Source organism: Saccharomonospora iraqiensis subsp. paurometabolica YIM 90007, from assembly GCF_000231035.2.
Taxonomy (GTDB): Bacteria; Actinomycetota; Actinomycetes; order Mycobacteriales; family Pseudonocardiaceae; genus Saccharomonospora; species Saccharomonospora paurometabolica.
This window is the reverse complement of record NZ_KI912264.1, coordinates 44,252-56,477: the sequence shown is the minus strand read 5'-3', so window position 1 is coordinate 56,477 and position 12,226 is coordinate 44,252. Positions and strand designations below refer to the sequence as shown.

The 12,226-nt window shown below is 70.5% G+C and carries 14 protein-coding genes and 1 pseudogene; 7 read left to right on the top strand and 8 right to left on the bottom strand.

Features of this window, described 5'->3' with window-relative positions; translation table 11 throughout:
* The coding region (gene ccsB, locus SACPADRAFT_RS29660; RefSeq protein ID WP_007024821.1) for a c-type cytochrome biogenesis protein CcsB at positions 1–871 on the top strand (871 nt) is incomplete at its 5' end.
* A gap of 80 nt (positions 872–951) precedes the next feature.
* Positions 952–2,124, top strand: a complete 1,173-nt coding sequence (locus SACPADRAFT_RS0224010) for a MinD/ParA family ATP-binding protein (RefSeq protein ID WP_007024820.1) — start codon at positions 952–954, stop codon at positions 2,122–2,124.
* A gap of 98 nt (positions 2,125–2,222) precedes the next feature.
* Here SACPADRAFT_RS0224010 and SACPADRAFT_RS0224005 read toward each other — a convergent pair whose 3' ends face one another.
* Together SACPADRAFT_RS0224005 and SACPADRAFT_RS0224000 are read right to left on the bottom strand one after the other, a co-directional pair.
* Complete coding sequence (locus SACPADRAFT_RS0224005) at positions 2,223–2,411, bottom strand: hypothetical protein (RefSeq protein WP_007024819.1); 189 nt, start codon at positions 2,409–2,411, stop codon at positions 2,223–2,225.
* 163 nt (positions 2,412–2,574) lie between these two features.
* A complete protein-coding gene (locus SACPADRAFT_RS0224000; RefSeq protein ID WP_007024818.1) occupies positions 2,575–2,784 on the bottom strand; it encodes a BldC family transcriptional regulator in 210 nt (69 codons plus the stop codon).
* Positions 2,785–2,968: 184 nt separating this feature from the next.
* Between SACPADRAFT_RS0224000 and SACPADRAFT_RS0223995 the strand changes: the two genes are divergently transcribed.
* Together SACPADRAFT_RS0223995 and cds1 are read left to right on the top strand one after the other, a co-directional pair.
* On the top strand, positions 2,969–3,496 hold the full coding sequence (locus SACPADRAFT_RS0223995; RefSeq protein WP_040924815.1) for a DUF4229 domain-containing protein: 528 nt from the start codon (positions 2,969–2,971) through the stop codon (positions 3,494–3,496).
* Positions 3,493–4,578 (top strand): L-cysteine desulfhydrase Cds1, encoded by a 1,086-nt coding sequence (gene cds1 / locus SACPADRAFT_RS0223990; RefSeq protein ID WP_007024816.1) that lies wholly within the window; start codon positions 3,493–3,495, stop codon positions 4,576–4,578. Before SACPADRAFT_RS0223995 ends, cds1 begins: the two co-directional genes overlap by 4 nt.
* A 19-nt stretch (positions 4,579–4,597) precedes the next feature.
* On the opposite strand, the gene SACPADRAFT_RS0223985 is transcribed toward cds1, so the two are convergent.
* Positions 4,598–5,482: a 1,4-dihydroxy-2-naphthoate polyprenyltransferase gene (locus tag SACPADRAFT_RS0223985; RefSeq protein WP_007024815.1), complete on the bottom strand. Its 885-nt coding sequence runs from the start codon at positions 5,480–5,482 to the stop codon at positions 4,598–4,600.
* Entirely contained in the window at positions 5,479–6,651 is a 1,173-nt protein-coding gene (gene menE / locus SACPADRAFT_RS0223980) for an o-succinylbenzoate--CoA ligase (RefSeq protein ID WP_007024814.1), read from the bottom strand. Before menE ends, SACPADRAFT_RS0223985 begins: the two co-directional genes overlap by 4 nt.
* Positions 6,652–6,667: 16 nt before the next feature.
* Between menE and SACPADRAFT_RS31805 the strand changes: the two genes are divergently transcribed.
* Entirely contained in the window at positions 6,668–6,805 is a 138-nt protein-coding gene (locus SACPADRAFT_RS31805) for a hypothetical protein (protein ID WP_007024813.1), read from the top strand.
* Positions 6,806–6,875: 70 nt separating this feature from the next.
* Here SACPADRAFT_RS31805 and SACPADRAFT_RS31800 read toward each other — a convergent pair whose 3' ends face one another.
* The 3 genes and pseudogenes from SACPADRAFT_RS31800 to SACPADRAFT_RS0223960 all read right to left on the bottom strand — a co-directional run.
* Complete coding sequence (locus SACPADRAFT_RS31800) at positions 6,876–7,196, bottom strand: hypothetical protein (RefSeq protein ID WP_007024812.1); 321 nt, start codon at positions 7,194–7,196, stop codon at positions 6,876–6,878.
* Entirely contained in the window at positions 7,189–7,509 is a 321-nt protein-coding gene (locus tag SACPADRAFT_RS0223965) for a hypothetical protein (RefSeq protein ID WP_007024811.1), read from the bottom strand. Before SACPADRAFT_RS0223965 ends, SACPADRAFT_RS31800 begins: the two co-directional genes overlap by 8 nt.
* 304 nt (positions 7,510–7,813) lie before the next feature.
* Positions 7,814–9,151, bottom strand: a pseudogene (locus SACPADRAFT_RS0223960) (putative T7SS-secreted protein); the annotation flags it as partial.
* 520 nt (positions 9,152–9,671) lie between these two features.
* Between SACPADRAFT_RS0223960 and SACPADRAFT_RS0223955 the strand changes: the two are divergent.
* Positions 9,672–9,896: a hypothetical protein gene (locus SACPADRAFT_RS0223955; protein ID WP_007024808.1), complete on the top strand. Its 225-nt coding sequence runs from the start codon at positions 9,672–9,674 to the stop codon at positions 9,894–9,896.
* A 166-nt stretch (positions 9,897–10,062) separates the two neighbouring features.
* Here SACPADRAFT_RS0223955 and SACPADRAFT_RS0223950 read toward each other — a convergent pair whose 3' ends face one another.
* Positions 10,063–10,986, bottom strand: a complete 924-nt coding sequence (locus tag SACPADRAFT_RS0223950) for a 1,4-dihydroxy-2-naphthoyl-CoA synthase (RefSeq protein ID WP_007024807.1) — start codon at positions 10,984–10,986, stop codon at positions 10,063–10,065.
* A gap of 102 nt (positions 10,987–11,088) precedes the next feature.
* Here SACPADRAFT_RS0223950 and menD point away from each other — a divergent pair.
* Positions 11,089–12,226 (top strand): 2-succinyl-5-enolpyruvyl-6-hydroxy-3-cyclohexene-1-carboxylic-acid synthase (menD, locus tag SACPADRAFT_RS31015; RefSeq protein WP_007024806.1); only part of this gene is annotated, 1,138 nt, incomplete at its 3' end.

Here is a 12,226-nt window from a genome sequence, read left to right as displayed (position 1 = left end):
CTCCGTGGCCGCCGCGGGCGGATCCACCGGCTCCGGCACGGACCCGTCGTCGGTGACGGTGCTCAGCGCGAAGGGCATGACCGGCACCGTCGCGGACCCTCCGCACGGGGCCCGCACCCGCGCCGAGCGGGCGGGCCGGATGGGCGTGGCGCTCATCGTGCTGGGCGCGCTGCTGCACCTGTCCGCGCTGGTGCTGCGGGGACTGGCCACGGACCGGGCGCCCTGGGGCAACATGTACGAGTACATCATGGCGATCTGCCTGGTCACGGTCGTCGCCTGGCTCGTGATGCTGCGCCGGTACCCGATCCGCCACCTGTCGGCGTTCATGCTGCTGCCCGTGGTGATCCTGATGTTCGTCGGCGGCACGATGCTCTACGCCGTCGCGGCACCGGTGCAACCCGCGCTCCAGTCGTACTGGCTGGTCATCCACGTCGCCGCCGCGGCGATCTCCTCCGGGGTGTTCCTGGTGCCCGGTGTGGCCAGCCTGCTGTACCTGTTCCGGGCCGCGCACGAACGCGATCCCGCGAAGTTCGCCCGGTTCGGTCCGCGCCTGCCCGCGCTCGACGTCCTCGACCGGGTGGCCTACCGCACCACCGTCCTGGCTTTCCCGATCTTCACCTTCGGCGTGCTGTGCGGTGCGGTCTGGGCCGAGGCCGCGTGGGGTCGGTTCTGGGGATGGGACCCCAAGGAGACCGTGGCGTTCATCGCCTGGGTGGTCTATGCCGCCTACCTGCACTCGCGCGCCACCGCAGGGTGGCGCGGCACCCGGGCGGCGGCGATCAACGTCGTCGGGTTCGTGGTGACGGTGTTCAACCTGTTCTTCATCAACCTGGTGACGGTGGGACTTCACTCGTACGCGGGAGTCGGCTGACGTTCCGCCGGATCGGGGACTACCGTCACACAGGGGACACGCACAAGGGGGAGTTCGCAACCGATCGGAGGATCGACGCGGTGACCGGACCCAGTGAGCACGGCGGGTGGGAGCAACCACGTTCTCCCCGATCGGGCACCGACTCCGCGCCGTACCCCGCACGGCCCCCGTACGCCCCGGCGGGATACCCCGGACCCGGGGGACCACCCGCCGGGCAGGAGCCCCACGGCAACCCCCGGTACCCGTTCCCGCAGGGTGAGCCGCTGCCGCAGCCGCGCGGCGGCCGATACCACGCGCCGGGCCCCGCGCACGGTTCCGGTGGTCCGGGTTCCGACCTGGACGACGTCCGGTTCGTACGCCGGATGAAGCGCGCCCCCCGGTCCGGGTGGCGCAGGCTGGTCTACCTCGGTACCGGCGGACTCGTGAACCCGGGCGAGAGCCCCGCCGACCTCCGGGAACGGGAGTTGTCCCACCGGGTCAACCAGCCGCTGCGGGGGTGTCACCGCATCGCGATGCTGAGCCTGAAGGGCGGGGTGGGCAAGACCACGGTGACGACCGCGCTCGGCTCGACGTTCGCGTCCCTGCGGGGGGACCGGGTGATCGCCGTGGACGCGAACCCGGACCGGGGCACGCTCGCGCAGAAGATCCCGATCGAGACCACGGCGACGGTGCGGCACCTGCTGCGGGACGCGGACAGCGTCACCCGCTACAGCGACGTGCGCGCCTACACCTCGCAGGGTCCCAGCAGGCTGGAGGTCCTCGCCAGTGAGTCCGATCCGGCCGTGTCCGAGGCGTTCTCCGAACAGGACTACCTGCGTGCGGTGGCGTTGCTGGAGCACTTCTACAACGTCGTGCTCACCGACTGCGGCACCGGGCTGATGCACTCGGCGATGAAGGGCGTGCTGGACTCCGCGGACTCCCTGGTGGTGGTCTCGTCCGGGTCCCTGGACGGGGCGCGCAGTGCGTCGGCGACCCTGGACTGGCTGGACGCTCACGGCTACGGGGACCTGGTGGCCCGGTCGGTCGCGGTGATCAACTCCGTGCGGCCGAAGGCGGGCTCGGTCGATCTGGACCGGCTCGCCGCGCATTTCGCGGCCCGGGTGCGGGCGGTGGCGAGGATCCCGTTCGACGCGCATCTGGAGGAAGGAGCCGAGATCGACCTGGACCGGCTCCATCCGGACACGCGGCGGGCCCTGCTCGAACTGGCCGCGACCGTGGCGGACGGGTTCGACACCGACCGGTTCGTCCGCTGAATCCGACCGGTTCGTCCGCTGAATCCGGCCGGCGCTGAACCCGGCCTGCGCTGAACCCGGCCGGGAGGCGGGCTCGGTGGAGGGGCAGGTGGACGGGCTCAGCTGCCGCCCTCGTCGTCCTGCCTGCGTTGCCGTTCGTTGAGTTCGCGGAGGAACTCGGGGTCGTCGTCGGGGGCGAGCGGTGCCTCGGACCGGGGCGTGGACACGCCGACCCGGTCGGCGCCGAAGGCCCGCCACAACAGGACCGCGATGGTGAGGGCGCCGATCGCCGCGAGCAGGTAGAGCATGCCCGCTCCCTTCGGTGTGCACGCGCGGGTGAGGTACCGCCCCCGAGATTAACCCTGTTGTCGAGTTCCGGGACGCGGGGTGCCCACCACACCGGAGGCACCCCGGTCGTCCCACGGTGCCCGACCGGGTCCCGACCGGTGGCCCGAGCGGCGTTGCGGCGGCTCAGTCGCGGACGACCTCGCCCGCATCGGTGGTCAGTTCCTCCAGCAGTTGATTGACCTCCGACTCCCGGAATCGCCGGTGGCCGCCCGGGGTCCGGATCGACCCGATACGGCCCGCCGTGGCCCAGCGCGTCACCGTCTTCGGATCCACCCGGAACAACGCCGCGACCTCACCCGGGGTGAGCAGCCGTCCTCCAGTGCTCGTGGTCACTGTCCGCCCTCCTTCGTCATTCGCGCCGCAATCGTGGCACTTCCCCCGGCGGGTACTCGAACGGTTGTCGGAGAGTAAAGAGGTAGTAAGGGACAAACCGCCCGGTCCGGGAGGATGTGGCGGGCGCACCACTGCCGTGGCCGCCTTGCGGTACCGCGTTCCCGCCCGCGTAACCTCGAACGATGTGAGCACCGACGTGACTGGATCCGACAGCGACCGGCGGACGGGCGACACCTTCGTCCGCGACCTCGTGTTGTACGTGCTCGCCCGGTTGGCGCTGGTCGTGGTGATCACGGTCCCGTTGGCCCTGGTCCCCGGGGTGCCGTTGCTGGTGGCACTCGTCGTCGGGTTCTTCGTCGGCATGCCCTTCGGGCTGCTGCTGCTGCGTTCGCTGAACGAGCGCGTGACGGCGGGGCTCGCCGCCCGGAACGAACGCCGGGCGGCGGAACGCGCCCGGTTGCGCGCCGAACTGCGCGGCGAGGACGTCCGGGACACCACCGGGACGGACACCACCGGGACGGACACCACCGGGACGGACATCACCGGCGAGCAGGACGCCGGGGACCGGGACACCGGGGACACGGCGCGCACCGAGGACCGCGGGGGCACCGAGGACCGCGGGGGCACCGAGGAACCCGAGGAACCCGAGGGCACCGGGTACACCGAGAACACCGGGGACACCGGGAACACCGACGGGGAGGGCACGCGGTGAATCACGAGTGGGTGCGGGAGGCCGTCCGCATCATCGAGGCCGACGCCAACCGCAGCGCCGACACGCACCTGCACGTCTTCCCGCTCCCACCGGACTGGGGTATCGACCTCTACCTGAAGGACGAGTCGGTGCACCCCACCGGTTCGCTCAAGCACCGCCTCGCCCGCTCACTGCTGTTGTACGGGCTGGTCAACGGCCGGATCGGTCCGGAAACCGTGCTCGTGGAGGCCTCCAGCGGCTCCACGGCGGTCTCCGAGGCGTACTTCGCGCGGATGCTGGGGCTGGAGTTCGTCACCGTGGTGCCGCGCAAGACCAGCCAGGAGAAGATCGACCTCATCGAGTTCTACGGCGGCCGGTGCCACTTCGTGGACAGCGGCCCGGAGATGTACTCGGAGGCCGAACGGCTGGCCGCCGAGTGCGGCGGGCACTACCTCGACCAGTTCACCTACGCGGAACGCGCGACCGACTGGCGGGGCAACAACAACATCGCCGAGTCGGTGTTCACCCAGCTGCGTTCGGAGCGGCACCCCGTCCCGGCGTGGATCGTCGTGGGCGCGGGCACCGGCGGCACGAGCGCGACGTTCGGCCGGTACGTGCGCTACCGCAGGCACGACACCCGCATCGCGGTGGTCGACCCGGAGAACTCGGCGTTCGCGGGTGCCTGGGAGACCGGCGCCCGCGACTACAGCACCGGGATGCCGTCCCGGATCGAGGGGATCGGGCGTCCCCGGGTGGAGCCGTCGTTCGTGCCCGAGGTGATCGACGAGATGATCCGCGTGCCCGACGCGTCGTCCCTGGCCGCGATCCGGTACCTGCGCGAGCGCACCGGCCACTGGGCCGGGGGCTCGACGGGGACCAACCTGCACGGCGCGTTCACCCTGATCTCGCGGATGCGCGCCGAGGGCAGGCGGGGCAGCGTGGTCACGCTGCTGTGCGACGGCGGCGAGCGCTACGCGAACACCTACTACGACGACGCCTGGGTCGCCGAGCAGGGCCTCGACCCCGACCCGCACCTGCGCGCGTTCGAACAGTTCACCACCACCGGCGTCTTCCCGCCGCCGGAGGGGCCGGGCCCGGCCTGACCGGGCGCCGCCCGTGTCCTCAGGTCGCCAGCCCGAGCGCCGCGCCGGTGAGCGCGGCCCAGGCCAGCATCGACATGCCGGTGTCGCGCAGCACGGGGATCAGATCCTCGCCCTCGTACCCCGTCAGGACGGCACGGGTGGGCGCGGCGATCAGCACCAGGGCGACCACCCCCACGAACGCCAACGGGTGTACCAGCCCCAGCACCACGGTGACCGCGAACGGCAGGATCACCAGGGCGAGCCACAGCCTGCGGGTCGCGGTGTCCCCCAGCCGGACGGCGACGGTGTGTTTGCCGGTCTCGCGGTCGGTGGGGATGTCCCGCAGGTTGTTCGCCACGAGCACGGCCGCCGACCACGAGCCGACCGCGACCGCGCTGAGGCCGGACTCCCAGTTCACCGTGCCCGCCTGGACGTATACGGTGCCCAGCACCGCGACGGGCCCGAAGAACGTGAACGCCGCGAGCTCGCCGAGGCCGGAGTAGCCGTAGGGCCTGCTGCCGCCGGTGTAGAACCAGGCCGCCCCGATGCTCACCGCACCCAGCGCGAGCAGCCACCACCGGCCGGACAGGGCCACCAGCGCGAGCCCGAAGACCGCCGCGACCGCGAACGACGTCCAGGCGGCCGTCAGCACCGACCGCGCGGTGGCCACCCCCGAGCCGACGAGCCGTTGTGGCCCGGTGCGCTCGTCGTCGGTGCCGCGCACACCGTCGGAGTAGTCGTTGGCGAAGTTGACCCCGATGATGAGAGACAGGGACACCAGCAACGCCAGTGCCGACCTCAGCCAGGACAACGCGGAGAGCTCGGCCGCCAGCCCCGCACCGACGAGCACGGGGGCGACGGCGTTGGGCAACGTGCGGGGTCGTGCCCCTTCGATCCACTGCGCGGCGGTCGCCATGGGGCTCATTGTTCGGCATCGGTTTCGCGCGCGGTGAGCTGGGCGCGCACCGCGTCGCGGTGCACCTTGCCCGGACCGGTGAGCGGTAGCTCCGGCACGACGACCAGCACCTTCGGCGCCGCCGCCGCGCCCAGTTCGGCCCGCACGTGCGCGCGCAGGGCGTCCGGGCTCGGCGCGGGTGCGTGCCCGGGATCGGCGGGGACGACGGCGGCGGCGACCCGCTGGCCCCACTCCGGGTCCGGCAGCCCCACCACGCACGCGGCACCGACCGTCGGGTGCATGGTGAGCACCTGTTCCACCCGCCCGGCCGGGACCTTCACCCCACCGGTGTTGATCAGGTCGTCGACCCGACCGAGGATGCGGAGCGTCCCGTCGTCGGCGAACTCACCGACGTCGCCGGTGCGGAACCACCCGTCGACCAGTACCGAGGCGGTCAGCTCCGGGGCGAGCCGGTAGCCGTGCGTGAGCACGTCCCCGGCGATCTCGACCCGGCCGCCCTCGCCGAGACGCAGGCGGACCCCGTCCAGCGGGGCGCCCTCGTACACGCAGCCGCCCGCGGTCTCGCTCATGCCGTACGAGGAGACCACCCGCACCCCGGCGTCGACGGCGCGGCGGCGCAGGTCGTCGGGCAGTGGGGCACCGCCGAGCACGATCGCGTCGAACAGCTCCGCCCCGGCGCCCCCGGCGTCCAGCAGACGGCTGAGCTGGGTGGGCACCAGGGCGGTGTAGTGCGGGCCGGGGCGTGTGGACAGCTCGCGGGCGGCGGCCTCGAACGCCGCCGGGCGGAACCCGTGCGAGAGGTCCAGCACGGCGGGTTCGGTGCCCGCCAGGTGTGCCCGGACCAGCACCTGGATGCCGCCGATGTAGCGCGCGGGGGTGGCCAGCAGCCAGTGCCCGGGCCCGCCCAGCCGGGCGTGCGTGGCCCGTGCCGAGGCCAGCAGCGCGCGGGCGGACAGCAGCACCCCTTTCGGCGTACCGGTCGATCCGGACGTCGCCACGATCAGGGCGGTGTCGGGTTCGGCGGGCTCGTCCGGCCGCATGGCCGCGCGCAACGCCTCGGCAGCCGGGTCGTGCGGGTCGACGGGCAGCACCGCCTCGCCGCCGTCGAGCGCCTCGGCCAGCGCCGCCCGCAGCCGCGCCACCGCGGTGGGGGTTCCGTCGACCTCGACCACACGCATCGCTACCGTCCTTTCGATGATGAGCTCGACCTTCCCCGTCGGTGTGCTGACCTACCTGGTGCTCGTGGCGGGCTTCTTCTACATCCTGTACTTCGTGGTCCGGGCAGCGGTGCGCGACGGCATCCGGCAGGCGAAGCAGCGTTCCCTGGACTGACCGGCGCACCGACGGCCCGGCCGGAGGGGACGATATCCGACCGAATGGCGACCGTGCCGACGTGTGCGGCTCACGAGGTGGTTGTGCAGAAGACCAGGCGCCATTCTTTCCCGGTGACCTCCTGCCGCCGGTAGTGCCATCCGTGCTTGCCGAGCACCTCGGTCAGATCGGCCCTGGAGAGATCGCGGAAGGCGATCCAGTCGATGACGAGTTCCCCGCGGTCGTGTTGCTCCCGCGCCACCGTGGTCAACCGTTTGCGCTGTTGTTGTCGTCTGACCGGGTCCGAACTTCGCGAGACCTGGTTCCGCTGTACGACGGCCAACACGAATATCAGAGCCAGTGACGGCACGAACAGCCAGATTCCGAGGGTCTCCAGGGCCGTATCAGACATCGGCGCCTCCGGACAGGTGTCGCTCGGCAGAGCGGAAGCGCAGGTACTCCACGCCGTTCCGATTGAACACGTCCACGTATTCGTATCCGGCGAGCGCCGCCGCTTCCTTGATCATGTCGGGGGTGAGTGGGTACATCGCACCGGGACTGACCTCGGCGATTCCCTTTCGCGCGGTCGACCGGGCGAGGAAGAGGCGTAAGCGGTGTACGGCCTGCTCCGCGCTCCGCATGCGGGAGCGGAGGAACCCCGCGAGCATGACAACCGCAAGGACCGCGAAGATCGCGGACAACGTCAGGAACACAACTGGTGGCACAAGAATCGCTCTTCCTTAAAGGAGGGCCGTTTCGATGCTGCTCCGAAGAGAGGGTGGTGCGAACGACACGGTACGAAGAACTTTCCCGAACAAGTCCAGACACTCTGGCCATCCGGAGTCGGACTCTGACGAGATCGACACGATAGCGGCCCTGCGTTTGTCCGGGAACGGCACCGTGGCCTGCATCTGGCGTACACGGTGTCGGCTCGGATCCGGTCTGCCGGTGAGCGTGGTGGGCAACTCAACCGTGTTCTCTTCGGCGACCAGCAGTGCCTTGCCCGCGGGGAGTTCGAGGAACCCGACATCACGGGCCTCGCCCGGTCTCCGTAAACCGCCTCCGACCGCGGACAGGGGGTCGTCCGCATACAGTTCCATCTTCTTCACCAGTACCGTCAGTTGTAGCACCACCGGACGTGGACGATCTTCCTCGGTGCGTGCCAGGCACACGCCGGCGTACACGGCACCTTGTTCCGCCAGTCGCATGTGCATCGCTTCCTGACGCAGCACCACGTTGAGAGGCTTCTGAGGTCGCGTCGCTGGTGTCGGAGAGACCCACCGCGTTGGGGACCTGGAAGCTCAGATTGACTGACGATTGCATGGCTTTCGCCACTTCGTCAGCCTGCGAGCTGAACGGTCCGATCGTGGCATCGCCGACCCACTGGAACAGCCGAGAGGCGTCAGCTGACGCTGCGGCGGCCTCGTCAGCAAAGGCGCGACCACCGGCGACCACCGCGTCATAGCCGGTCGCCGCCACGTTGTCGAGCACACCTCCCACCCTGGTCACATCGACGATCTTGTCCACCCCTGCGACCACACCGCCTGCGGCGTCCATACCCTTCGAGATCGCACCCACACCGGGGATGACACCGAGCACATCGCCGCCGATCGAGACCCAGGCGTCTGGGTCGTCCCACTTCTCGTTGACGACCATGTCCGCGCCGTGCGCACCGAGGGCCACAACTCCCGCCCCGATCGCGATAGGGCCCATGACCGGGGTTAGTACGGGAATGAATGCCAGTGCGCCGGCGACGGCCGACACGATCCCTGCGATGTCACCGATCGCGCCGAGCTGGTCCGTGAACCATCCGCCGATGTCTTCGAACATGCCGCCGAGCGATTCCCAGAACGACTCCTGGGGGGCCGCGTCGGCGGCATCCTTCAGCGCATTGGCGCAGGTGTCGGCATCGTCCTGCCATCGATCCTGCAGGTCCCGTGCTTGTTTGCGGACTTCCTCGACCCTGTCCCATGCGTCGTTGGCCGCGTTGATCTTGTTCACTGCAGCGGCCCGTAGATCGGGGTCGTCGGGCTGCTCCAACGCCGTGCTGCGTGCGGTGCGCGCAGCCTCGTCACGGCTCTCTGCTGTGGCGAGGGCCTCGCCGGCCTGGCGCTCCAGTTCTGTCGCCGTCTCCTGATGGCTCTTCAGCTGCTCCGCCCAGGTGGACAAAGCCTTGCTCGCCTTGCTCAGCGAGTCATGGCTCTTGTCCAAATACTCCGGGAGTTGGTCGAGCTTCGCCGCGAATGCGTCGGCTGCAGTGCCGGTCCAGACGTCCTTCTTTTCCTGTACGCTTCGGAGGACTTCGTAGCCCTCCTCCGCGTACGTGGCTGTGTTGCCGAGTTGCGTCGCGAGGTCGCGGACAGTTCCGACATCGCCGCGGGCAGGATGATATCCGAGATTCGGGAAGTCCCTCGTCCCTCATTGTCGGTTAGCACCGTTCTCAGCCGCGATGTCGGCTTTCATCTTCCTCAAAGTGTCCTCCAGTCCGGTTTCGAGCTCGGAGTAACCCTGTACTGCCTGGTCCACAGCGCCCTTGATTCCGTCCACGGCCTCGCGAAGTTTGTCGAAACCACCCTCCCAGTCGGACTTGAAATCGGCGCAGGCTGTTCGCTGAATGAATCCCCGTTTGGTCCTTCTGACGGTGAGTCGGCGCATATAGTTCCCGCCATCCTCTGCTCCGTGGTGCGGGCAACTTCGCGCGACGGCATCCGTCAGGCGAAGCAGCGCTCGCCGGACTGACCGGTGCACCGACGGGTCGGTCGAGGAGGACGGTGGTTAACCGGTCACGGACGCGGCCGCGCCGCGGGAACTCCCGGACGGGTGCGACCTCCGCGATACCTGCGGCACTATCGGCGCACACGGCGCGCGACCGCCACCGACATGTAACATGCTCGCCGTGCGCATCCACAGTGCTTTGGAGGACGTCCGGCAGGTGGTCGCCGGAGGTATCGACGCGATTCGGGAAGATCTGGCCGACGTATGCGCGGAGGTGCGCACCGGGTTCAGCGAAGTCCGAAGCGAGTTGGACAGCGCCACGACTGTTGTCGAGCGCACCATCGAGCTGTTGAACATGGCAGCCTCGGGCTGGGCAGACGCCGAGGATCGTGACTGAGACCTCCCGACATGCGGTCGTGCCGACCGGCGTTACTCTGTCCGGTCAGGCGTACCGGGAGGGGATGGGTGGTGGCCTTCCCCCCACCCGCACGCACGGGGAGGGAGAGTGCTCCCGCGCATGCGGAGGGGGAAACCTGCCAGGCCCGCTCCGACCCGGTTCGACCTCAGTAGTAGTACGGGTACTCCGACCAGTCCGGGTCGCGTTTGTGCAGGAAGGCGTCCCGGCCCTCGACGGCCTCGTCCTGCATGTAGGCCAGCCGGGTGCTCTCCCCGGCGAACACCTGCTGGCCCACCAGCCCGTCGTCGACCAGATTCAGCGCGTACTTGACCATGCGCTGCGCCGTGGGGGACTTGCCCAGCGTCTCGAAGGCCCACTCCAGCGCCACGGTCTCCAGCTCCCCGTGCGGGACGACCTCGTTCACCGCGCCCATCGCGTGCGCCTGCTCGGCGGTGTAGGGGCGGCCGAGGAAGAAGATCTCCCGGGCGAACTTCTGTCCCACCTGGCGCGCCAGGTAGGCGGAGCCGAAGCCGCCGTCGAACGAGCCGACGTCGGTGTCGGTCTGTTTGAACCGGGCGTGCTCGGCCGAGGCCAGGGTGAGATCGCACACCGCGTGCAGTGAGTGCCCGCCCCCGGCGGCCCAGCCGGGCACCACCGCGACCACCACCTTCGGCATGAACCGGATCAGCCGCTGCACCTCCAGGATGTGCAGCCGCCCGGCGCGCGCCGGGTCGATGGTGTCCGAGGTCTCGCCCTCGGCGTACTGATACCCCGAGCGGCCGCGAATACGCTGGTCACCACCGGAGCAGAACGCCCAGCCCCCGTCGGTCGGCGACGGTCCGTTGCCGGTGAGCAGCACACAGCCGACGTCGGAGCTCATCCGGGCGTGGTCGAGCGCGCGGTACAGCTCGTCGACGGTGTGTGGGCGGAAGGCGTTGCGGACCTCCGGCCGGTCGAACGCCACCCGGGCGACACGCTTGCCGGACCGGGTTTCCCTCGAACGGTGGTAGGTGATGTCGGTGAAGTCGAAGCCCTCGATCTCTTCCCACGCGGCGGGGTCGAACAGCTCCGAGACTCGGTCGTCAGGCACGCCTGGGAGAATAGGCCCCGTGCTGGCGAGTCTCGACACCACGGCGGCCCGGACCGTCCACCGGACGCCGACCCCGCACCCGGCCGGGCGGGACGGTGGCCGATGAACCCCTCGACGGCACAGGCCCGGGTGCTGGTCGACGAGCTGGTGCGGAACACGGTCTCGCACGTCGTGCTCTGTCCCGGGTCACGCAACGCCCCGCTGTCGTTCGCGCTGCACGACGCCGCCTCGGCGGGCCGGGTGCGGCTGCACGTGCGCGTCGACGAACGCGGGGCTGCCTTCCTCGCCCTCGGGATCGCCGCCCGCACCGGCCGTCCGGTGGCCGTGGTGTGCACGTCGGGCACCGCCGCGGCGAATCTGCACCCGGCGGTGCTGGAGGCCGACCGGGCCGGGGTGCCGCTGATCGTGCTCACCGCCGACCGGCCGCCCGAGCTGCGCTCGGCCGGGGCGAACCAGGTGATCGACCAGCACGCCCTCTACGGCGGCGCGGTGCGGTACTTCGACGAACTCGCCGTGGCCGAACACCGGTCCGGCCAGAACGCCTACTGGCGCAGCCAGGTCTGCCGGGCGTGGAACGCCGCCTACGGGGAGTGGCGGTGCGGCCCCGTCCACCTCAACATCCCGTTCCGGGAACCCCTGGTGCCGGACGTCGCCGACGGGGGCGGCGCCGACGTGGGCGGCGTCGACGGCGTCGACGCCGACGACGCTGCCGACGGGGACGGCGCCAACTGGTACGAGTCGCTGGACGGCAGGCCCCGGGGCGACCGGTGGACCGAGCTGCCCGACTTCGGCGCGCTGCCGTCCTTCGTGGTGCCCTCGGCGCGGCAAGGTCTGGTGATCGCCTGCGATGCCGGGGTGCGCGCCGCGAGCGAATGGGCCGAGGAACACAACTGGCCGATGATCTCGGAGACGGGCGGGCTCGGGCTCGGCGGCCCGACCGCGCTCGCCGGGGGCGCGTGGCTGCTCGGCGTGGAGGAGTTCGTCGCCGAGCACAAGCCCGAGCAGGTGTTGTGCCTCGGGCGGCCCACCGTGTTCCGGCAGGTGCAGCGGCTGCTGTCGGACCACGACGTGGAGGTGCTGCTCGTGCGGCCCGATTCGGACTGGCCCGCGCCCGCGCACAACGTCCGCCAGGTCGGTCAGTGGTTCGACGAACCCGCCAAGCCCGCCGACCCCGAGTGGCTGCACCGGTGGCAGCGCGCCGACGCCGCCGCCACGGCGGCCGTGCGGGAGACGCTGGCCG

Excerpts from the sequence above, each read along its gene's own strand:
- SACPADRAFT_RS31805 (WP_007024813.1), top strand. The coding sequence starts at position 6,668 with ATGATGAGCTCGACCTTCCCCGTCGGTGTGCTGACCTACCTGGTGCTC.
- SACPADRAFT_RS0224005 (WP_007024819.1), bottom strand. The coding sequence starts at position 2,411 with ATGCTCTACCTGCTCGCGGCGATCGGCGCCCTCACCATCGCGGTCCTG.
- SACPADRAFT_RS0223955 (WP_007024808.1), top strand. The coding sequence starts at position 9,672 with ATGCTCGCCGTGCGCATCCACAGTGCTTTGGAGGACGTCCGGCAGGTG.
- menE (WP_007024814.1), bottom strand. The coding sequence starts at position 6,651 with ATGCGTGTGGTCGAGGTCGACGGAACCCCCACCGCGGTGGCGCGGCTG.
- SACPADRAFT_RS0223985 (WP_007024815.1), bottom strand. The coding sequence starts at position 5,482 with ATGAGCCCCATGGCGACCGCCGCGCAGTGGATCGAAGGGGCACGACCC.
- SACPADRAFT_RS31800 (WP_007024812.1), bottom strand. The coding sequence starts at position 7,196 with ATGTCTGATACGGCCCTGGAGACCCTCGGAATCTGGCTGTTCGTGCCG.